This window comes from Sphingomonas sp. GV3 (assembly GCF_031082075.1).
Lineage (GTDB): Bacteria > Pseudomonadota > Alphaproteobacteria > Sphingomonadales > Sphingomonadaceae > Sphingomonas > Sphingomonas beigongshangi.
In genome coordinates, this window is sequence record NZ_JARWLE010000001.1 from 3,225,798 (window position 1) to 3,245,818 (window position 20,021).

Annotated in this window: 24 protein-coding genes; 16 read left to right on the forward strand and 8 right to left on the reverse strand. The window is 67.2% G+C overall.

Annotation, left to right across the window (positions count from 1 at the left end; all coding sequences use genetic code 11):
• Window positions 1–7: 7 nt before the first annotated feature.
• Window positions 8–703 carry a response regulator transcription factor CtrA gene (gene ctrA, locus RF701_RS15195; protein ID WP_203308362.1) on the reverse strand — a complete coding sequence of 232 codons (696 nt, stop codon included), beginning with the start codon at window positions 701–703 and terminating at the stop codon, window positions 8–10.
• A gap of 123 nt (window positions 704–826) precedes the next feature.
• Window positions 827–1,936 carry an AI-2E family transporter gene (locus RF701_RS15200; RefSeq protein ID WP_308815459.1) on the reverse strand — a complete coding sequence of 370 codons (1,110 nt, stop codon included), beginning with the start codon at window positions 1,934–1,936 and terminating at the stop codon, window positions 827–829.
• Window positions 1,937–2,072: 136 nt separating this feature from the next.
• Between RF701_RS15200 and RF701_RS15205 the strand changes: the two genes are divergently transcribed.
• On the forward strand, window positions 2,073–2,387 hold the full coding sequence (locus RF701_RS15205) for a hypothetical protein (protein ID WP_308815460.1): 315 nt from the start codon (window positions 2,073–2,075) through the stop codon (window positions 2,385–2,387).
• On the opposite strand, the gene RF701_RS15210 is transcribed toward RF701_RS15205, so the two are convergent.
• Both RF701_RS15210 and RF701_RS15215 read right to left on the reverse strand, forming a co-directional pair.
• The gene (locus RF701_RS15210) at window positions 2,384–3,094 is read right to left on the reverse strand and encodes a DUF4253 domain-containing protein (protein WP_308815461.1); all 711 of its coding nucleotides are present in this window, start codon (window positions 3,092–3,094) and stop codon (window positions 2,384–2,386) included. The genes RF701_RS15205 and RF701_RS15210 overlap by 4 nt on opposite strands.
• 261 nt (window positions 3,095–3,355) lie before the next feature.
• On the reverse strand, window positions 3,356–4,258 hold the full coding sequence (locus RF701_RS15215) for a LysR family transcriptional regulator (RefSeq protein ID WP_308815462.1): 903 nt from the start codon (window positions 4,256–4,258) through the stop codon (window positions 3,356–3,358).
• A 113-nt stretch (window positions 4,259–4,371) separates the two neighbouring features.
• On the opposite strand from RF701_RS15215, the gene RF701_RS15220 reads away from it, so the two are divergent.
• Both RF701_RS15220 and wrbA read left to right on the forward strand, forming a co-directional pair.
• The gene (locus RF701_RS15220) at window positions 4,372–5,106 is read left to right on the forward strand and encodes a pirin family protein (protein ID WP_308815463.1); all 735 of its coding nucleotides are present in this window, start codon (window positions 4,372–4,374) and stop codon (window positions 5,104–5,106) included.
• A gap of 66 nt (window positions 5,107–5,172) precedes the next feature.
• The gene (wrbA, locus tag RF701_RS15225) at window positions 5,173–5,775 is read left to right on the forward strand and encodes an NAD(P)H:quinone oxidoreductase (protein WP_308815464.1); all 603 of its coding nucleotides are present in this window, start codon (window positions 5,173–5,175) and stop codon (window positions 5,773–5,775) included.
• A 177-nt stretch (window positions 5,776–5,952) separates the two neighbouring features.
• Here wrbA and RF701_RS15230 read toward each other — a convergent pair whose 3' ends face one another.
• Window positions 5,953–6,726, reverse strand: coding sequence for a M15 family metallopeptidase (locus RF701_RS15230; RefSeq protein ID WP_210356822.1), 774 nt, complete (start codon window positions 6,724–6,726; stop codon window positions 5,953–5,955).
• A gap of 49 nt (window positions 6,727–6,775) precedes the next feature.
• On the opposite strand from RF701_RS15230, the gene RF701_RS15235 reads away from it, so the two are divergent.
• From RF701_RS15235 to RF701_RS15255, 5 genes are all read left to right on the forward strand, one after another.
• Window positions 6,776–7,423 (forward strand): RluA family pseudouridine synthase, encoded by a 648-nt coding sequence (locus RF701_RS15235; protein ID WP_308815465.1) that lies wholly within the window; start codon window positions 6,776–6,778, stop codon window positions 7,421–7,423.
• Window positions 7,423–7,818 carry an alternative ribosome rescue aminoacyl-tRNA hydrolase ArfB gene (gene arfB, locus RF701_RS15240; RefSeq protein ID WP_308815466.1) on the forward strand — a complete coding sequence of 132 codons (396 nt, stop codon included), beginning with the start codon at window positions 7,423–7,425 and terminating at the stop codon, window positions 7,816–7,818. Before RF701_RS15235 ends, arfB begins: the two co-directional genes overlap by 1 nt.
• Before the next feature lie 46 nt (window positions 7,819–7,864).
• Entirely contained in the window at window positions 7,865–8,347 is a 483-nt protein-coding gene (locus RF701_RS15245) for a GAF domain-containing protein (RefSeq protein WP_308815467.1), read from the forward strand.
• Window positions 8,348–8,506: 159 nt separating this feature from the next.
• Complete coding sequence (locus tag RF701_RS15250; RefSeq protein WP_308815468.1) at window positions 8,507–9,592, forward strand: RcnB family protein; 1,086 nt, start codon at window positions 8,507–8,509, stop codon at window positions 9,590–9,592.
• A 151-nt stretch (window positions 9,593–9,743) separates the two neighbouring features.
• A complete protein-coding gene (locus RF701_RS15255; protein WP_308815469.1) occupies window positions 9,744–10,046 on the forward strand; it encodes a hypothetical protein in 303 nt (100 codons plus the stop codon).
• A 41-nt stretch (window positions 10,047–10,087) separates the two neighbouring features.
• Here RF701_RS15255 and RF701_RS15260 read toward each other — a convergent pair whose 3' ends face one another.
• From RF701_RS15260 to RF701_RS15270, 3 genes are all read right to left on the reverse strand, one after another.
• A complete protein-coding gene (locus RF701_RS15260; RefSeq protein WP_308815470.1) occupies window positions 10,088–11,404 on the reverse strand; it encodes a M20/M25/M40 family metallo-hydrolase in 1,317 nt (438 codons plus the stop codon).
• 58 nt (window positions 11,405–11,462) lie between these two features.
• Window positions 11,463–11,636 carry a hypothetical protein gene (locus RF701_RS15265; protein ID WP_210357904.1) on the reverse strand — a complete coding sequence of 58 codons (174 nt, stop codon included), beginning with the start codon at window positions 11,634–11,636 and terminating at the stop codon, window positions 11,463–11,465.
• Window positions 11,637–11,717: 81 nt separating this feature from the next.
• A complete protein-coding gene (locus RF701_RS15270; RefSeq protein WP_203308349.1) occupies window positions 11,718–12,173 on the reverse strand; it encodes a universal stress protein in 456 nt (151 codons plus the stop codon).
• A 108-nt stretch (window positions 12,174–12,281) separates the two neighbouring features.
• On the opposite strand from RF701_RS15270, the gene RF701_RS15275 reads away from it, so the two are divergent.
• The 8 genes from RF701_RS15275 (at window position 12,282) to RF701_RS15310 (ending at window position 19,904) form a co-directional block, all read left to right on the forward strand.
• Window positions 12,282–13,634, forward strand: a complete 1,353-nt coding sequence (locus tag RF701_RS15275; protein WP_308815471.1) for a pyruvate dehydrogenase complex dihydrolipoamide acetyltransferase — start codon at window positions 12,282–12,284, stop codon at window positions 13,632–13,634.
• Window positions 13,635–13,653: 19 nt separating this feature from the next.
• Complete coding sequence (locus RF701_RS15280) at window positions 13,654–13,848, forward strand: hypothetical protein (protein WP_308815472.1); 195 nt, start codon at window positions 13,654–13,656, stop codon at window positions 13,846–13,848.
• 47 nt (window positions 13,849–13,895) lie between these two features.
• The gene (locus tag RF701_RS15285; RefSeq protein WP_203308833.1) at window positions 13,896–14,234 is read left to right on the forward strand and encodes an acyl-CoA thioesterase; all 339 of its coding nucleotides are present in this window, start codon (window positions 13,896–13,898) and stop codon (window positions 14,232–14,234) included.
• A 30-nt stretch (window positions 14,235–14,264) separates the two neighbouring features.
• Window positions 14,265–15,659 carry a dihydrolipoyl dehydrogenase gene (gene lpdA / locus RF701_RS15290; protein WP_308815473.1) on the forward strand — a complete coding sequence of 465 codons (1,395 nt, stop codon included), beginning with the start codon at window positions 14,265–14,267 and terminating at the stop codon, window positions 15,657–15,659.
• A 139-nt stretch (window positions 15,660–15,798) separates the two neighbouring features.
• Complete coding sequence (locus RF701_RS15295; RefSeq protein ID WP_308815474.1) at window positions 15,799–17,214, forward strand: hypothetical protein; 1,416 nt, start codon at window positions 15,799–15,801, stop codon at window positions 17,212–17,214.
• Window positions 17,215–17,276: 62 nt separating this feature from the next.
• Window positions 17,277–17,630 (forward strand): DUF3140 domain-containing protein, encoded by a 354-nt coding sequence (locus RF701_RS15300; RefSeq protein WP_308815475.1) that lies wholly within the window; start codon window positions 17,277–17,279, stop codon window positions 17,628–17,630.
• A 140-nt stretch (window positions 17,631–17,770) separates the two neighbouring features.
• On the forward strand, window positions 17,771–19,120 hold the full coding sequence (locus tag RF701_RS15305; protein ID WP_308815476.1) for a TldD/PmbA family protein: 1,350 nt from the start codon (window positions 17,771–17,773) through the stop codon (window positions 19,118–19,120).
• The gene (locus RF701_RS15310; RefSeq protein ID WP_308815477.1) at window positions 19,113–19,904 is read left to right on the forward strand and encodes a 3'(2'),5'-bisphosphate nucleotidase CysQ; all 792 of its coding nucleotides are present in this window, start codon (window positions 19,113–19,115) and stop codon (window positions 19,902–19,904) included. Before RF701_RS15305 ends, RF701_RS15310 begins: the two co-directional genes overlap by 8 nt.
• The last annotated feature ends 117 nt before the right edge of the window (window positions 19,905–20,021 follow it).

Genomic DNA, 20,021 nt, shown 5'->3' on the forward strand with positions numbered 1-20,021 from the left:
TTCGTGTTCAGGCGACCGCGACGATCTCTTCCGGCTCGCGCAGCACATAACCGCGGCCCCAGACGGTTTCGATGTAATTCTCGCCGTCGCAGGCGACGCTGAGCTTCTTGCGCAGCTTGCAGATGAAGACGTCGATGATCTTCAGCTCGGGCTCGTCCATGCCGCCATAGAGATGGTTGAGGAACATTTCCTTGGTCAGCGTAGTGCCCTTGCGCAAGGAAAGCAGCTCGAGCATCGCATATTCCTTGCCCGTCAGGTGCACGCGAGCGCCGTCGACCTCCACGGTCTTGGCGTCGAGGTTCACGGCGAGCTTGCCGGTGCGGATCACCGACTGCGAATGACCCTTGGACCGGCGGACGACCGCGTGGATGCGCGCGATCAGCTCTTCGCGGTGGAACGGCTTGGTGACATAATCGTCCGCGCCGAAGCCGAAGCTGCGCACCTTGCTGTCCATCTCGCTGATGCCCGACAGGATCAGCACCGGCGTCGACACGCGGGCGACGCGCAGCTTCTTCAGCACGTCATAGCCGTGCATGTCCGGCAGGTTGAGGTCGAGCAGGATGATGTCGTAGTCGTAGAGCTTGCCGAGGTCCAAGCCCTCTTCGCCCAAGTCGGTCGTGTAGACGTTGAAGCCTTCGGTCCCGAGCATAAGCTCGATGGCCTTGGCCGTGGTCGGCTCGTCCTCGATCAGCAGCACCCGCATCGCGTCGTCCCCTGTTGGCGCGGACGGGCACTCCCTGGCGTGCCCGGACGGCCCGGATTCATTAACCAAACGACATCTGAAGGACAAAGGTTAATTTGCGATTAAAGCGAATTAATCCCGCGATTACCGCGATTCGCGCGGCGACTCGCCCCCGTCCGGGTCGACCGGCGAGAGGTCCGGGCCGAGCAAGGTCTGGTGGCGGCTGCGGGGAATGTCCTCTCCCAGCACCTCCCTCAGGTACAGGCTGCGCACCAGCGTAAAGATGACGACGAGCAGCGCGGCGGAAAAGAACAGCCCGAAGATGCCGAAGATCACGCCGATGCCGATGATCGCGAAGACGGTGATCGCCGGCGGGATCGAGACGACGCGCGCCTGGACATAGGGTGTGATGAAGTTGGTCTGGATCAGGCGCACCACGGCATAGGTAACGAGCGCGCCGATCAGCGGCCCGTTGCCCTGCGTCGCGGCGAGGCCGAGCGCGGGGACCATCGCCGCCGTCGGGCCGACATAGGGGATGAATTCGCTGAGGCCGGCGAGCAGGCCGAGCGCGGCGGCGGACGGCACGCCCGAAATCCACAGGCCGACGCCGATCAGCACGCCCATGGTGGTCATCAGGATCAGCGACGAGCGCAGCCACAGCCGCAGCGTCGAGCCGACGTCAAACAGCGCGTCCTCTATCGCGGGTCGCTTCGACGGCGGCATCAGGAACAGGAAGCCGCGCTGGTAGATGCCGGGGTCGGCTGCGAAGAACAGCGCGCCGACGAGCAGCAGGATGCAATTGAGCAGCAGTTCGCCCGCCCCGGTGACGAGCCCGCCGACGTCGCGCGCCGCCTGCGATCCGGCATAGGCCTGGCGCACGGCGTCGACGATCTTCGCGCCGACCGGGCTTTGCGATGCCCAGGCGGCGAGCTGGTCGAGCAGGCCGGGCAGGCGCGTGACGAGGACGTTGACCTGCTCGCGGAACTGCACGCCGAACAGCCAGGCGAGGAAGACGACGATACCGAGCGCGGTCGCCATGCCCATTGGCAGCGCGGCGCGCTCCGGCACGCGGACATGGTCGCGCCACAGGTCGGCGATGGCGTGGATCGCGATCGCGCCGAGCATCGAGCCGAAGGCGAGGATGAGCAGATTGCCCGCCTTGAGCAGCGCGGCGGCGATGCCGACGATGACCAGCACATAGAGCACCCGGCGCATGAAGCGCGCATCGGCCTCGTCGGGAGCGAGTCGGTTCATGCGGCGGCGGGACGGATCGGCATGGCGTGCTCAATGAGCGACGAGTGGTTTTGCTCCCCGGATTGGTGGGATGGTTGCGGAAGCGGCGTTTATGTCTCAGATGCTATGCCCCTTCTTGTTGGCCAGGCTTTCCAACATGATCCGATTGCATGTCATGACTGCTCTGGGATCAACGCTGATCCTGATCGGGGCAATCTGGCTGGCGTATCAGTGCAAGCTATTGCCCTTCGTCGCCCTGTTCGCCTTCGACGCGCCCGGCGCGACGGAGCATTTTACGCCTTGGCTGCTTTGTCTGGCGCTGATAGCCGCGCCGCTTTCCGCGGCGGGTGCGGCGATCTGCGCATTCATCAATGTCGCGATGCTGTCCCGAAAGATGCTGGCGATCGCTGCCGCCCTCTCAGCATATCCGTTTGTGCTCTATCTTCTTTTTATTCGTCCCGTGGGACGTTAATCCCACCAGAAAAACCACCAGTCAGAGTTCATCAGATCAGCTGCTAGAGCGGAGATAGTCTCAAAGCCTTGGTCGATCGTGTCGGGACAGTATTGGTAATGTTGGCGGGCAAGGTCCATCGCTTCGGCTCGCGTGTCAGGCCGACGTCCAATCCGCACGTCAATCGTATCGCCGCTGATGCCGACAAGTTCTGCGGCAAAATGCTGGTGCCACGATCGTAAGGCGGCGACATGATATTCCGGGGGAGGGCAGGCGTTCCAGTCGCCCCATCTCAGGAATGCGGGCACTTCCCACCCGCGTTCGGTGGGGATGAGAAGGATGTGCACATGCGGGTGAAAAGTGTTTCGGAGGTGGTCAAATACGACGCTGGGACCGAGTGACCCTCCCCCCGCTTCAGGCGGCCAAAGGCCAACGGGCGCATTCAGTTCGTCCGCCGGAAACGCTTCGGACCATTTACTCAAATCGATCGGAAACGTCAGATTGGCTGCGGCCGAGAGGATGTCCTGCGGCGAGCGGGAATGCTGGTCCGGCACGATCACCCCCGACGCTAGGGGATCTCCCATGGAGAATTGGTCGGCGATCCGGTCCAGATCGTCGTCACTACCGACGATTACCGGCCAGCCGCGGCCCGATCCTTTCAATTCTTTCCAGGCGTCCATCGCGTCCACGCCCGGCACGGTAATACGCTCGTAGCTCAGGGCCGCCAAGACTCGGGCGCGCGCCTCCTCGTATGCGGCACGCTGCTCTGGCGTAAGATGAGATAGGTCATCTCGCAACTGTATAGGCCCTAATTATCAGGTAAACAGGGATAATTCTTTTTGTTTTCGGCGCGCGGTCAATATGAATCACAATGAGAAACATACCAGTTCGCATTTGAATGAGCAAGCATCCAGAATAAAGGTATGAAAGAGAAAGAATTTGATAAATTGAAAAATTGACGATCATCGCAGGAGTTTGTTCGGTTCATTTCAACTGTTTTCACACGGGTCCCGCAGCCGCGCGCCGAGGAAGGTGATCAGCGCCTCGACCCGCGCGGGGCGCAGCGGGCTTGGCGGGGTGAGGAGGTGGAGGCCGACCGGCGGCGGCGCCCAGTCGGCGAGGATTTCGACCACGTCGCCCGCCGCTAGGTGTGCCCCGATGATGAACCCCGGCAGCCGCGCGATGCCGAGCCCCGCGACCAGCGCCGGGACCAGCGCCTCGCCGGAATTGGCGACGAGTGGGCCTTCTGGCTTGACCGACACCTCCGCGCCGCCCGGACCGCGGAAGCGCCACGGGCCGGGGACGTTGGCATAGCCGAGCAGCCGGTGCTCGCCGAGCTGGCCGGGATGCTTCGGCTCGCCGTGCCGCGCGAGATAGGCGGGGGCGGCGATCATGTGCATGCGGATGCCGCACAGCCGTCGCGCGCGCAGGCTCGAATCGGGCAGGTCGGCGATGCGCAGCGCGACGTCGAATCCCTCCGCGACGATGTCGATCCGCGCGTCGGAGCAATGGAGGTCGATCTCGATCCCCGGATGCAGGGCAAGGAATTCGGCGATCAGCGGTGCGACGCTGCCGATGCCGAAGCTCATCGGCGCGGCGAGGCGGACGCGCCCCGTCGGCGCGCTTGCCGCGTCGCGCGCCGTCTCCTCCGCCGCGCGCGCTTCGGCGAGGATGCGCGCGGCATGGTCGGCGAGCGGCTTGCCCGCCTCCGTCAGCGCGAGCCGGCGCGAGGTGCGGTGGAACAGCGACTGGCCGATATGCGCCTCCAGACGGGTGATCGCCTTGCTCACCGTCGCCTTGCTGAGGCCGATCGCATCGGCCGCTCCGCTGAACGAGCGATGCTCGACCACCGCCGCGAAGATCGCCCAGGCCTCAAGATCGGGTAGCCGCATCCGTCTTTCTCCCTCAGCGCACAGGCGTAGCAGGGAAACGATAGGTTTCCAGCGTTTCCGTTTACGCGCTGGCCGAACCGCCCCATCTTGGCTGCAACAGACAGGAGGCAGCCATGCTCGCTACCGATACCAAGACCGCTGCAAACGCCGGAATCGAACGGAGGCCGTTTGCCAGCCTGGGCCATGCCGATCACGGCTGGCTCGATGCCCGGCATCATTTCAGCTTCGCCAATTATTATGATCCCGCCCGGATGAGCTGGGGCGCGATCCGCGTGTGGAACGATGACGCCATCGCGCCGCAGACCGGTTTCCCGCCGCATCCGCACCGCGACATGGAAATCGTCACCTATGTCCGCACCGGGGCGATCACGCACCAGGATTCGATGGGCAACCAGGGGCGCACCGAGGCGGGCGACGTGCAGGTGATGAGCGCGGGCTCCGGCGTGCGCCATGCCGAATACAATCTGGAGAACGAGACGACGACGCTGTTCCAGATCTGGATCGAGCCGACCCGCACGGGCGGCGCGCCGAGCTGGGGCGCCAAGCCCTTCCCGAAAGGTGACCGATCCGGCCAGTTCGTGACGCTCGCCAGCGGCTTTGCCGAGGACACCGACGCGCTGCCGATCCGCGCCGAGGCGCGCGTGATGGCCGCGACGTTGAAGGCAGCCCAGAGCGCGACGCACACGATCGGCGAGGGGCGGCACGTCTACCTGGTGCCGGCGACCGGCGCGATCGACATCAACGGCGTGCGCTTCGACGCGCGCGACGGTGCGGCGCTGTCCGGCGGCCAGACGGTGACCATCACTGCGATCGCCGATGCCGAGATCGTGCTGGTCGACGCGAACTGAACCTTCACTGCCGTGCCCGGTTGTCGCCGGGCACGTTCCTTCACCATTGATCTGGAGCAACATCCGATGACCAAGGTCCTTGTCCTCTATTATTCGTCCTACGGCCATATCGAGAAGATGGCGGACGCCATGGCGGAAGGCGCGCGCGCCGGCGGCGCCGAGGTGGACATCCGCCGCGTCGTGGAAACCGCTCCGCCCGAGGTCGTCGCCGCGGCGCATTTCAAGACCGACACCGCGCATCCCGAGATCGAGGGTCCCGACGCCCTGACCCAGTATGACGCGATCATCGTCGGCGCTCCGACCCGCTACGGTCGTATGCCGAGCCAGATGGCGGCCTTCTGGGACACGACCGGCGGCGTGTGGATGCGCGGCGGGCTGGTCGGCAAGGTGGGCGGCGCCTTCACCTCGACCGCCAGCCAGCACGGCGGGCAGGAGACGACGCTCTTCTCCATCCTCACCAACCTGCTGCATCACGGCATGACGATCGTCGGCCTGGACTATGGCTATCAGGGCCAGATGGGCGTCAAGGAAGTGCATGGCGGGACGCCTTACGGCGCCTCGACGCTCGCCGACGGCGATGGCAGCCGCCAGCCCAGTCAGGTCGACCTGGACGGCGCGCGGCACCAGGGCAAGCGTATCGCCGAGACCGCAGCCAGGCTGAAGGGCTGACACGGCGCGTCCCCTCCCGCACGCGGGAGGGGCCTTCTGGCTAGAGGCTGATCCACGTGCGCGGACGGAGTGCTGGCCCTTGCCCCAACCCGGCCGTCCTTACAGCGTAGCTTAAATGGGCGGCCGGGTGGCGGCGAGGGATGGCACTGCCCGAGCCCAGCCCTGCTGGATCGCGCATCAAAGGCCGCGTTTGCCCTTCTTCGGGGCCTTGGCCGCGGGCGCTACCCAGGCGGGGAGGGCGACGAACGCGACCGGCACGACCGATGCGATGGTCACCGTCGCGTCGACGGCCGGATCGGCGGGAAATTGATCGCGCGCCTTGGCGAAGACGAAGCGGGCGCGCGCCGCGCCCGGCGCCGATGCCGTCGCACCGACCCAGCGCCAGTGCCAGGGTTCCCATTTCACCTGTTGCCGGTTGCCGCCAGGGAACGACAGTTCGAAGCCGTAATGCGGCGCATTGCGAAGCAGCCACCGCGCCGCCGGCGTCGCCGCCATACAGGCTTCCGCGTCGCGACATCCGTTCGCCGGCCGCACGGCGAAGTCGACGGCATAGCCCGTCGCATGTTCGCTATGCCCCGGCGGCGCGACGGAAATCGCGCGATCGGCGGCGCTGGTCGTTCCGCCACGACAGAAAACCTCCGCCTGCGATACGATGGAGCGATGGCAGGACAGACCGCGCAGTGTGCCGCCCACCGCCGGATCGCCCGCGGCGGCCGCGACCAGGCGGCCGAGGTCGGGCAGCATGTCGCGCCTGACGAGGCAGCGGCCGAGGCCGAAGCCCGGAGGCGCGGGCACGAGTTCGTCCGGCGGCGCATCGCCATAGGCGAGGTGGCCGAAGGATCGGCCCGGATCGCTCATGCTGGCGCGGGCGGCGGGACATATGTCCGCCGCGGCCGGTGTCGCCTGGAGCAACTGGCCGCACAGGAGAAGGGAGGGGAGGAGCGCACGCATTGCGGTGCGCCTCTGGCGCGAAGCGCCATCCGGTGGCAAGGGCCGTCGCATGCATGGCGACAGGGTCCTATTCATCGACGGCGAGGCGCTGGTCATCGACAAGCCCGCCGGCCTGCCGGTCGATCGCCCGCGCGACGGCGGCCTCAGCCTCGAAAACCACCTCGAATCCCTGCGCTTCGGCTTCCAGCGCTGGCCGCAGGCGGTGCATCGGCTCGATCGCGACACCAGCGGTTGCCTGCTCCTGTCGCGCAACCCGAAGGCGCATGCGCGGTACCAGCAGTCGTTCGAGCAGGGATTGGTCGAGAAGCGATACCTCGCCGTGCTCGTCGGCGTACCGAAAGGCGAGTCGGGGACGATAGACCTGCCGCTCGCCAAGGTGTCGACGCGGGAACAGGGATGGCGGATGGTCGCCGACCCGAAGGGCAAGAGCGCGCGTACCGACTGGCGGCTCGTCGCGACGGACGATGCGGGGCGTTCGTTGGTCGAGTTTCGTCCCACCACCGGGCGGACGCACCAGATCCGCGCGCATGCCGCGACGGGTCTCGGTGTCGCCGTGGTCGGAGACCCTGTCTACGGCACGGCGGACAAAAGCGGGATGCTGCTGCACGCGGCCGGACTGGTGGTGCCGCGGGGGACCAAGGAGCCGATCCGCGCGGAGGCCCCCATGCCCGAGCGGTTCGGCGTCTGGGCGCTGTGATGCACGTGCCCGAGGATGCGATCGAGGAACGCTTCCTCGCCGCCTCCGGACCGGGTGGACAGAATGTCAACAAGGTCGCCACCGCATGCCAGCTGCGCTGCGACGTGTTCAAGCTGGGGCTCCACCCCGAGACGTGGCGTCGGTTGAAGGTGATCGCGGGCAGTCGTCTCAGTACCAGCGGCGAATTGGTCATCACCGCGCGCCGCTATCGGACGCAGGAGGCGAACCGCGCCGACGCGCGAGAACGGCTGATGGAGATGCTCGCCAAGGCGGAGGAACGCGAGGCCCGCCGCGTGAAGACCAAACCGTCCAAGAGCGCCAAGGCGAAGCGCGTCGATGCCAAGAAGGGCCGGGGTGTGGTCAAGGCGGCAAGGGCGAAGGTCCGGCTCGACTGACGACGCCGGCTGGGATTCGGGGGCGCGCCGTCCTACATCGCGGCGCATGTACCAGTTCGATATCGCCACCGGCTCCAAGGCCGAACTCTACCATGACCTGGCTGCGGCGCTCGATGCGCTGACCGCCGACGAGCCCGATCCCATCGCCAACATGGCCAATGCGGCGGCGCTGATCTGGCAGTATCTCCCCGACCTCAACTGGGCCGGATTCTACCGCAACGTCGCGGACGAGCTGGTGCTCGGGCCGTTCCAGGGCAAGGCGGCATGTATCCGCATTCCGTTCGGCAGGGGCGTGTGCGGCACCGCCGCGGCGACGCGGGAAACCCAGGTCGTGGCCGATGTCCATGCCTTTCCCGGGCACATCGCCTGCGACGCGGCGAGCCGGTCGGAGCTGGTGGTTGCGATCGTTCATGACGGACGGCTTCTCGGCGTGCTCGACCTGGACAGCCCCGAGGCCGGCCGCTTCGACGCGGAAGACGCGGCGGGTTGCGAGGCGCTGATGCGGCGTCTGGCGCCCCGCATCGCCTGACCCCCCGGCCTCGGGCCGCTGCACCTGACCCGGATCGGGACAATGGGTCCGCGTTCGACCCCTCTTCGGTGTAGGTAAGCAACCTGTTAAGGAAAGCGGCGTTGCGCAACCGTAACGTCGAGTCGGCGTCGGTTGGCCGCGGAACGGGAGGAAACAGGGATGCGCAGGGTGATGCTTGCGGGCGCCGTGCTCGCCATGGGGATGACGGGTGGCGCGGATGCACAGCAGCGTGTCATCGTGCGCGGTCCCGGCATGGGTGCGCCTGGACCGGCGACGCCAGGCATGGCGCCCAGGACGGGCTTTACGGGCCGATGGGGCAGCAAGGTCGGCGGCCACTGGTGGGGCGGCGTCAACGCGCCCGGCGGCTGGGGCGCCTATCGCCGTCCCGCACGTGGGTGGACCCTGCCTAGCTATTGGTATGCCCCGCGCTTCTACGTCAGCGACTGGTCGACATACGGGCTCGCGCAGCCGCCGCAGGGCTATACCTGGGTGCGCTATTATGACGATGCGGTGCTCGTGGACGGCCGCGGCGCGGTCTACGACAGCGTGGGCGGACTCGACTGGGACCGGTATGAAGCCGGCTATGCCGCGCAGGATGCCGCCTATGCCGAAGGCGCTCCTTCGGACGGCTATTACGAGCGCGACTATGACCGGCGTGTCGACCGGCGTAGCAGTGGCGTGGGTGGAGCCGTCGCGGGTGCGGTGGTCGGCGGCGTCGCCGGCAACGTGATCGCGGGACGCGGCAACCGGCTGGGCGGTACCCTCATCGGTGCGGGTGTAGGCGCCGCGGCAGGCTATGCTATCGACCGGTCGCAGGATCGCCACCGCGTGGACGATTATGGCGCCCCTTACGGTCGGCCGGGGCGCATTCCCGTGGCCCCGGATTATCCGCCGCCGCCGCCGGGCGACTATGCGCCGCCGCCGCCACGCGGCCACGCGCCCTACGCTCCGCCGCCGCCCGTTGCCTATGCCCCGCATGCCCCGATCGTTCAGCCCCTGCCGTCCCCCGCATGGCGATCCGCCGACGGGACGACGACGGTGACGACGACGACGGCCGGCGGTTATGTGAGCGGCGGTTATTATTATCCCGGCGCGAGCACGACGACCGTGGTGGTGCAGACCCAACCCGTCGTCACGACCACGACGGAAGTCTATGAGGATGCGGTGACGTATACGCGGCGTCCGGTGGCTCACACCAAGACCAAGCGGGTCTGGCGCCCGGCACCGCGCTGCGCCTGCCGCTGACGCGGGGGCGACGCCGGGCCGTTACCGGATAGCCTCTGCAAGCCGTGCGCTCGTGCGGCGATGTCCGTGCAGGCTAGCTTCGGTTCGGACCTTTTCTCGCTTGTGCGCGTCGTGCCCTGATGCTTGTCTGAGGCCGGACGGGAGAATCACGATGCGCATGCCACTGCTCTGCCTGCTCGTGGCGCTGCCGGCGTCGCTAGCTGCACAGGCTTTGCCGACCCCCCGGCCGCCGGTCGATCTCGGCGACCACGCCGTCCCGCGCCTGAACCAGCCTTGGCTGCCAGGGCTGTTGAGCGACACGCGCGATACGCCGACGACCCGCCGCCAGCGTATCGTTTGGATTAGCCGGCTGAGGGCCCAGGCCGAGGCGTTGCAGGCGCAGGACGGCGGGACGCTTTCCGCCGATCATCGCGCCTATATACAGCGCCGGCTCAGCCGATATCTGCGCAGCTGAATCGCGCCGCACGCGATTCGCTTTCGCGCGGACTGAACGGCTCAGCGGCGCGATGCACGGCCGCCGAACGTCACCAGGCTTTCCGAGCCGTCCGCACCGATGGCCGAGACGCCGATGAACGTATCGTCGACGGGAACCTGCGACAGCACGGTTCGCGTGTCGGAGACGTCGCGCGACTTCGCCCAGTCGGCGGTGTCGTTGGACCGCCAGTGCACCCGATAGCGGACGGCACCCGGAACCGCCGGCCATGATACCTGTGTGTCGCGCGACAGGTCGCCCGATAGCGTGACGCTGGCCGGAGCGGCGGGCGCGGCGGCGAGTCGCGCGATCGTCGCGGCGTTGATTGCCGTCACCTTTGCGAGATACGCGAAATCCATCCGGTCGATGGTGTCGCCGTACACGACGCCCTTATCCGTCCGCAGGTCCTGGTGCTGCGCATCCCAATTCTCCGCACCGACCGAAAAGCGCACCGCGGGATAGCCGCGCTTGAGAAACGGTTCGTGATCGCCGCCCCGGCCGAAGCGGTCCGGCCGGCGGTCGATGACGACGTCGAGACCGCCCGGGATGCCGCGGGCTATACCGTCGATCGCCTTCGCGAGCGCACGGCTCGGCCCGTCGTCCTCCCCGCCGTCACCGCGGCGACGCATCTGCTGCGGCAGGTCTTCCGACGCGCGGATCCCCTCCGAAAAGACGCGCACCCGACCGGCGTCTACGACGCCGCCCTGGCCCACCGTGTTGCCCACGATGTCGTTGTTGAGCATCGCGCTCACCTGCCATCCGCGTTGCTGCGCGGTGTCGGCGAGAAGCTCCGCACCCCACAGTCCCTGTTCCTCCGCGGAAAAGGCCACGTAGACGATCGTCGCGTCGAATTGGTGCTTGGACAGAAGTCGTGCTGCTTCCAGCACCAGCGCGACGCCCGACGCGTCGTCATTGGCCCCGGGGGCATCGTGAGTCGCATCCATCACGTCCGTCACGCGGCTGTCGATATGGCCGCCGACGATGACCACGCGATTGGGATCGCGACCGCGCTGGATGCCGAGTACGTCCTGCACGACGACGCCCTGCGGCGCGCGCGGACCATCGAACCGCCGGTCGATCCGTTCGACGCTGATGCAGCCGCCGCATTCGCGTCCGATCGTCTCGAACTGGCGCGCCGCCCAATCGCGCGCGGCGCCGATGCCGCGCTTGGGATCGGTCGTGGAGGACAAGGTGTGGCGTGTGCCGAAACCGACGAGCGCCGCGACGCTCGCCTTCAGACGCTGAGCACTCGGCGCGGCGACCTTGGGGCCAGCCGAGGCGGTCGGGGAAGGCGCGGCGATCGACGCGGCGGAGGCGGCAAGCAGTAGAGCAGGGATCATGCACCAGGCATGACGATTTTTCCCAACGGTCTCAAGGGAGAAGGCGTTGCAGCCTGGATCAGTGCAGCCGATGGGCTGAGGTCCGCGTTTTGGTCTCCAGCTGCTCTATGACCCCGGAAATCTGTGCTGCGGGAATGCCTTCGTCGAGCCTGTCCAGGATCGCGAGTGCCTCCGCCAGCAAGGCGAGCACCTTGGCGTGGTGCGGTGCCTGCCCGCATGGTCGATCCATCATCGCTCTCCCGCCTAATCGTATTGCGGATAACGTATAACAGATCGGATATTCCGCTTCCATCGCAAAGCGATAGCTGTAGCCTCAGCTCAATCGATCGATCGCATCGGGGGTCAGGGAGCCGGGCACGATCATGACGGGAACTGGCAGGGTCCCGGCGTCGGTGCCGGCGAAATGACTGACCAACTTGCCCGGCGCCCCCGTCGCGGCCGCGCCGAGCACCAGCGCGGCGATGTCGCGATTCGTCGCGATGATTTCGCGGATGATTTTCGGACCCTCGCCCTCGCGCACGGTGATCGCCGGCTTGAGGCCCGATTCCGTCATCAACGTGCCTGCGGCCTTCGTCACCAGCCCTTCGGCGTGAAGGCGCGCCTCTTCCTCGATCGTCGCCTGCACGCCGCCAAATGCGATGAATTCCTGCGGCGGGATCAAGGTCAGGATCTCGACACCGCCACCGGTCTTCACGGCCCGCCGCGCGGCGAAGCGCAGCGCGATCTCCGCCTCCGGACTGTCGTCGATCACCACCAGATAGATGCGCATCGCGTCCCCTTTTTCCGTTACGTGACGCGTGGCTCGGACGAGCGCAAGGGTTGACCCTGTGCGTCAGGGGCGCAAAGGAGCCTCCACTCCCCAGGCAAGAGGACCTGCATGTCGATCGAGATCAAGATGCCCGCGCTGTCGCCGACGATGGAGGAGGGCACGCTCGCCAAGTGGCTCGTCAAGGAAGGCGACACCGTCAAGTCCGGCGACATCATGGCGGAGATCGAGACCGACAAGGCGACCATGGAGTTTGAGGCGGTCGACGAAGGCACGATCGCCAAGATCCTCGTCGCAGAGGGTACCGACAACGTGAAGGTGGGCGCGGTGATCGCGATCCTGGCGGAAGAAGGCGAGGATGCCTCTTCGGTGCAGGCGCCGAACAAGAGCGAGACGCCCGAGCCCGCCGACCCGGAATTCAAGGGGCGCCCGGATCCGACCGATCCCAACAAGACCGGCAGCGAGGCGAAGCCCGCCGAGCGTACGCTGACGCAGGCCGAGGACCATGGCCGTCCCGCGGCGCAGGACGATCGTGGCGGCGCCACGGGCGGCGACGGCCGCGTCAAGGCGACGCCGCTCGCCCGCCGCATCGCCGCGGACAAGGGCATCGAGCTGGGCAGCGTGACCGGTTCGGGTCCCAACGGCCGCATCGTCAAGGCGGACGTCGAAGGTGCGAAGCCCGGCGCCGCGGCCCCCGCACAGGCGGCGTCGCCCACCCACGCTGCCGAGTCGAGCGCCCCGGTCGCCGCAGCCAAGCCCGCGGTCGTGCCCGACATTCCGCACGAGGCGACGAAGCTGTCGAACATGCGCAAGACGATCGCGCGCCGCCTGACCGAATCGAAGCAGACGGTGCCGCACATCTACCTGACGGTGGACGTGCAGCTCGACGCGCTGCTCAAGCTGCGTACGGAGCTGAACGCCTCGCTCGAAAGCCGCGGTGTCAAGCTGTCGGTCAACGACATGCTGGTCAAGGCGCTGGCGCAGGCGCTGATCGCGGTGCCCAAGTGCAACGTCATGTACACGCCCGACCAGCTGATCAGCTTCAAGCGCGCCGATATCTCGGTCGCCGTATCGACGCCCTCGGGCCTGATCACGCCCATCGTCGTGGGCGCGGACAGCAAGAGCCTGTCGACAATCTCGAACGAGGTGAAGGACCTGGCGGCGCGGGCCAAGGACAACAAGCTGAAGCCCGAGGAATTCCAGGGCGGCACCGCGTCGATCAGCAACATGGGCATGTTCGGCATCAAGCAGTTCGAAGCCGTCATCAATCCGCCGCAGGGCATGATCCTAGCGATCGGTGCGGGCGAGAAGCGGCCCTATATCGTCGATGGCCAGATCGGCGTCGCGACGGTGATGACCGCGACCGGCAGCTTCGACCATCGCGCTATCGATGGTGCCGACGGCGCCGCGCTGATGAAGGCGTTCAAGGAGCTCGTCGAGCGTCCGCTCGGTATGCTCGCCTGAGGCGCGGAGCGCCGCGCGCATGCGCACGCTGATCGAACTGCTTCATATCCTCGTCGGGCTGACCGCGGCGGCATTCATCGCCGCCGCGGCAGCCTGGGCCTATCCGCTGGGACGGGATGTCATCTGGTGGTGCGGCGCGGGCGCGATGCTCGCGACGCTCGTCATGGGTGTGAAGCCACTGCGCCGCGCGCGCGCCGCCGACAGGAAACGCTGACCGTGATAGATCTTCCCCACGCCGATCCGACGATCCGCGTCACCGCCATGCCTGCGGATGCGAATGCCTATGGCGACATCTTCGGCGGCTGGCTGATGAGCCTGATGGATTCCGCCGCCGGACTCGTCGCCGCGCGCCGGGCGAAGGGACGGGCCGTCACGATCGCGATGGACGGCATGCAGTTCCACGCGCCTGTTCATGTCGGTGACGAGGTGTCCGTCTATGCGCGCCTCGACCGTGTCGGCCGCACGTCGATGACGATCGCCGTCGAAAGCTGGTCGCGCGATCGGCATGGCGAGGAGGTCCGCAAGGTGACGGAAGCGCGTTTCACCTTCGTCGCCATCGATGAACACCGCCAGCCGCGCCCCGTGCCGACGCTGGCCTGATCCCATTCTCCCCAGGTAAGGACCTTTCCCGTGGCAGACTCCTACGATCTCATCGTCCTCGGCTCCGGCCCCGGCGGCTATGTCGCGGCGATCCGCGCCTCGCAGCTGGGTATGAAGGTCGCGATCGTCGAGCGTGAGCGGCTGGGCGGCATCTGCCTCAACTGGGGCTGTATCCCGACGAAGGCGCTGCTGCGGACCTCGGAAATCTATCATTATATGACCCACGCCGATGCCTATGGGCTGAAGGCGGAGAATGTCGGTTTCGACCTGGGCAAGATCGTCGATCGCAGCCGCAAGGTTGCCGGCCAGCTCAACGCCGGCGTCAAGGGATTGATGAAGAAGAACAAGGTCGCCGTGGTCGAGGGCGTCGGCACGGTCACCGGCAAGGGCAAGCTGTCGGTCAAGCAGGGCGACAAGACGGTCGATCTCGCCGGCAAGCACATCCTGATCGCGACGGGCGCGCGGGCGCGCGACCTGCCGTTCGCCAAGGCGGACGGGGACCGCATCTGGACCTATCGCCACGCCATGGTGCCGCAGGTGATGCCGACCAAGCTGTTGGTCATCGGGTCGGGCGCGATCGGCGTCGAGTTCGCGAGCTTCTACAATGATATGGGCGCAGACGTGACGATCGTCGAAATGCTGCCGCGCATTCTGCCGGTCGAAGACGCCGAAGTCAGTGACTTTATGACCAAGGCCCTGACAAAGCAGGGCATAAAGATCGTCACCGGCGCTGCGCTGGAAAAGATCGAGACGGGTAAGGATGGGGTGAAGGCGTCGATCAAGGGCGCCGACGGCAAGGTCGACGCGCAGGACTATAGCCACGTCATCGTCGCCATCGGGATCGTGCCGAACACCGAGAACATCGGGCTGGAGGCGCTGGGGGTGCAGACGGAGCGCGGCCACATCAAGGTTGACGGCTTCGGTCGTACCAATGTCGAGGGCATCTACGCGATCGGCGACGTCACCGGCGCGCCCTGGCTCGCGCACAAGGCGAGCCACGAGGGTATCGTCTGCGTCGAGAAGATCGCCGGGGAAAATCCGCATCCGTTCGAGACCTGGAACATCCCGGGCTGCACCTACAGCCGCCCGCAGGTCGCGAGCGTCGGCCTGACCGAAGCGAAGGCTAAGGAGGCGGGTCACGACGTCAAGGTCGGCAAGTTCCCCTTCATCGGCAACGGCAAGGCGATCGCGTTGGGCGAGGCGGAAGGCTTCATCAAGACGGTGTTCGACGCCAAGACGGGCGAACTGCTCGGCGCGCACATGGTCGGCGCCGAGGTGACCGAGCTGATCCAGGGCTATGTCGTCGCGCGGCAGCTGGAGACCACCGAACACGAACTGATGGAGACGGTGTTCGCGCACCCGACGCTCAGCGAGATGATGCACGAGAGCGTCTTGAGCGCCTACGGCCGCGCGCTGCATTTCTAGGGCGGGGCAGGTCGCGGGTGTCGTGCTGCCTCCTCCTGTCGGCTGCCCCGGCGTTTCCGTCGTCGGTTGCAAGGAGAAGGGGGGGATGTCCCCCACCATTGGCGGTGGATGACGCGGGTCATGTGACGGGCGCTGCATCATGAGCTTCCCGCGGCTTTCCGCGGGCGCCGCCCGTCTCGCCGCAGGCATCGCGCTGCTCTTCCTGGCAAGCGTTGCTTTGTTCTGGCCCGGCTATGTCCAGTACGACAGCCTGGCCCAATACGGCCAGGCGCTGTCCGGCACGTATGATGACTGGCATCCGCCGGTCATGGCGCGCCTGTGGGCGCTGTTCGGCGCGCGGGGGCAGGCCCCGATGATGCTGGTCCAGCTCGCGGGCTATTGGGCCGGATTCGGCGCGCTGATCGTCGCCCTTGCCGTCTCGGGGCGGCGGCTCGCGGCACTGGCGCTGCTTATCGTGGCGCTCTGGCCGCCGCTGCTCGGATGGCAGCCGGTCGTGCTGAAGGACACGCAGATGCTCGCCGCGCTGCTGGCCGCGACCGGGGCGATCGGATGGTGGCGCGTCCGCGGCGCCGCCGTTCCACCGATCGCATGGGCGGTCGTGGGAATCCTGCTCGGTTATGCCATGCTGGTACGCGCCAACGCGGTTTTCGCGGTGGTGCCGTTCGGCGCGATGCTGGCGCGGCGCCAGGGTGGATTGCCAAGGACTTGGCAGGCGATCGCCGGGGGCGCGGGAACCCTGCTCGCAATCCTGTTCGTCATCGGTCTGTCGTCGGTGATCAATCACGATCTGCTCGGTGCGTCGCGCAGCGGGGTCGAGCGGACGCAGCCGACCTACGATCTCGCGGGGATCGCGGTGCACAGCGGCGCAACCGAAATGGGCCTGTCGCCGGCAGCAATCACCGCTCTGCGGCGAAAACGCTGTGTGCGCCCCTATTTCTGGGACCCCTTGGGTGAGGAGCGTCGTTGCCAGCGGGACGTGGCGACACTCGCCGCCATGCCGGTGGCGACGTTGTACGCGACATGGGCATCGGCGGCGCTGCGTCATCCGATCGCCTATGCCGGCCACCGACTTGCGCACCTGAACGCGACCGATCGCTGGATCGTGCCTGCGCGCTGGCCGGGCGCGCAGCCGCCAGAGGCGAACGAGCCGAATACGATGGGGCTGCTTGAACCATCCAAGGCGGCGGCACGATGGCAACGCGTGGCGGGGGCGCTGACCGATCTGCCGGTTGGTTGGCCGATCGTCTGGATCGTCATCGCGTTTGCCAACCTACCCGCGGCTGCGTCGCGTCGCGACGGCAGCGGCATGCTCGCCGCGGCGCTGCTCGTATCGGCCCTGTCGCTGGAAAGCAGTTTCGCGGTGCTCAGCATCGCCTCGGACCTGCGCTACCATCTCTGGGCGATGGTGGCGACGGCAACGGCCGTCGCGTTGCTCGGGCGCAGGCGCTGGCGGCTGCCCTGGGTCGCCCTGCTCCTGCTTGTCATCATCGCAGGCATCGGCGCACGCCTGCTGCTCCCGACGCCGCCGCAGACCTATGCCGGGATGCTCGGCTGACGCGAGGCAACCGCATCGCCGCCGCGGACGTTTCTTCAGGCCTAGCCGACAGGAGACATGCGATGGCGGATCGCGACGACCAGGACCAGATCTATCGCGACTTCAAGGAAGCGGTGAACATGACGCCGTCGGCGCTCGAGCATTTTCTCGACAGCGACGAAAGCAAGCGGGTCGGGTGGAAGGGTGAGGACGGCGATGGCGCCGGAGAAAGCGTCGGCCACAAGTCCGGACGCCGGATCGTGGAGATCAAGCACAAGAAAAAGGCGGACCTGACCGACGACGATTATGCGCATATGAAGAAGGTCGTCGGCTATGTCCGGCGTCATCTGGCGCAAGGCGGTCCGAAGAAGGACGCAGAACATAGCGACTGGCGCTATTCGCTGATGAACTGGGGCCATGACCCGCTGAAGGATTGAGCGGCGGTGGCAGCAGCTTGTCATGGCGCGCGGCCGACGCCGGACGTTCCCGCGCCGGTGGCTGCTGACCGTAATGGATTGCGCCGCCCCCTTTATGACCGGCCTAGCATCCGCTGCGCGCGCCTCCTAAGTCGATCGTCATGCTGACTTCCGACCAGGCGCGCGACCGCGCCGCCGATATCGTTTCCCGCGCTAAAACCGCCGGCGCCGACGCGGCCGACGCCGTCTTCGCGGCCGACGCCTCCCTCGACGTATCGGTCAGGCTCGGCCTGCTCGAGGATGTCGGGCGATCGGAAAGCGAGGAGCTTGGCCTGCGCGTGTTCGTCGGTCGCCGTTCGGCAAGCGTTTCGACGACGGACCTGTCCGCAGACGCATTGGCGACGCTGGTCGATCGCGCCGTGGCGATGGCGCGCGAAGCGCCGGAAGACCGATGGGCGGGCCTCGCGCCGGCCGACCGTCTGATGCACGGCGCGCCGCCGCTGCTCGATCTGGATGACCGGGAAGAGGCAGACCCTGCATCCTTGAAAGCTATGGCGCTGGAGGCCGAAGACGCCGCGCGCGGCGTCGCGGGCGTCACCAACAGCGAAGGTGCGGGGGCGAGCGCATCGCGGTCGGTCTGGGCATTGGCGACGAGCCACGGCTTCACGGGGTCTTTTTCGGCGACCGCCTATAGCGTTTCCGCGAGCGTGCTCGCGGGTGATGTCGCGCGTGGCATGGCACGCGATTATGCCCATCACGCGACGCGTCATCGCCGTCACCTCGATCCGCCAGCTGACATCGGCCGCCTTGCGGGCGAGCGCGTGGTCGCGCGGGTCAACCCCGGCCGCGCGCCGAGCGGCGCGTTGCCGGTCGTGTTCGACCCCCGCATCGCCGCGTCGCTGGTCGGTCATCTTTCCGGCGCGATTGCGGGACAGGCGATTGCGCGGCGTACCAGTTTCCTGCTGGACGCCTTAGGTCAGCGCGTCTTCGCGCAAGGTGTGACGATCCGTGACGATCCTCATCGGCCGCATGGCCTGCGGTCGCGCCCGTTTGATGGGGAGGGGCTGCCGGTTTCACCCGTGGCGCTGGTCGAGGACGGGATGCTCGAGACCTGGCTGCTGGACAGCGCATCCGCGCGTCAGCTGGGGCTGGAGCCGACCGGCCATGCGGCACGCGGCATTGGCGGCAGCCCGGGCGTGTCGCCCAGCAATCTTTACATGGAAGCGGGTGCGATTCCCCCCGCGACGCTGATCGAGGACATAGCGACGGGCATCTATGTCACGGAATTGATCGGCCAGGGCGTCAATCCGGTGACGGGCGATTACAGTCGCGGCGCCGCCGGCTTCCTGATCGAGCGCGGCGCATTGACCACGCCGGTCGCCGAATTCACGATCGCGGGCAATCTCAGGGATATGTTCCTCAACCTCACGCCCGCGAACGACCTGGCGTTCCGGTACGGGACGAATGCCCCGACCTTGCGGATCGAAGGGATGATGGTCGCCGGTGGCTGATCCCGCCGCTCTTGCCGGGGCGGTCGCGGCCGCCGCTGCCGAGGCGGGGCAGATGGCGCTGGCGCGCTGGCGGACGGACTTTCGCCGTTGGGAAAAGACGCCTGGCAGCCCGGTATGCGAGGTCGATCTCGACGTCGACGCGATGCTGAGGGCGCGACTGGGCGCCTTGCTGCCGGACGCCGGTTGGCTTTCCGAGGAAAGCGCCGACAGTCCGGAGCGGCTGCAGCGGTCGTACGTGTGGGTGGTCGACCCGATCGACGGCACGCGCGACTATATTCGGGGACGCGAAGGGTGGTCGATCTCGGTCGCGCTCGTCGAGCATGGCGTCGTGACGATCGGCGTACTCGATGCGCCGGCGCGGCGTGAGCGCTGGTGCGCCACGGTCGGGCGCGGCGCGTGGCGTAACGGGGTGCGGTTGCGGGCGGGCGGCCGTAATCGCCTGCCCGGCGCGCGCGTGCCGACGGATGCCCTGCCCAAGGCGGATCGGGATCTGATCGCCGTCGCCAAGCCCAATTCGATCGCGTTGCGGATCGCGATGGTCGCTGCGGACGAGGCGGATCTGGTCGCCACGCTGCGCTGGGGCAACGAGTGGGACATCGCGGCGGCAGCGTTGATCGCAGCGGAGTCGGGTGCCGCAGTGGGTGACGCGCTGGGTCGCCCTCTCGATTTCAACAAGCCGGACGCGCGCGCCTTCGGCGTGCTCGCCTGCGCACCCGGAATTCGCGGTGCGGCGGTCGCACGGCTGGCCGACCGCGCGCGCTCCATCCTGGGCGAGCCTCTATGAAATGGCGAAAAAGGCGACGCTTAACCGAGGTTTAGCAGAACGATCGGAACACGGCACGCTTCCGTAACGTTTTGTTGCGGAACGGTGACGGCTGGCGTCATCGTCTGGAAGGGACCT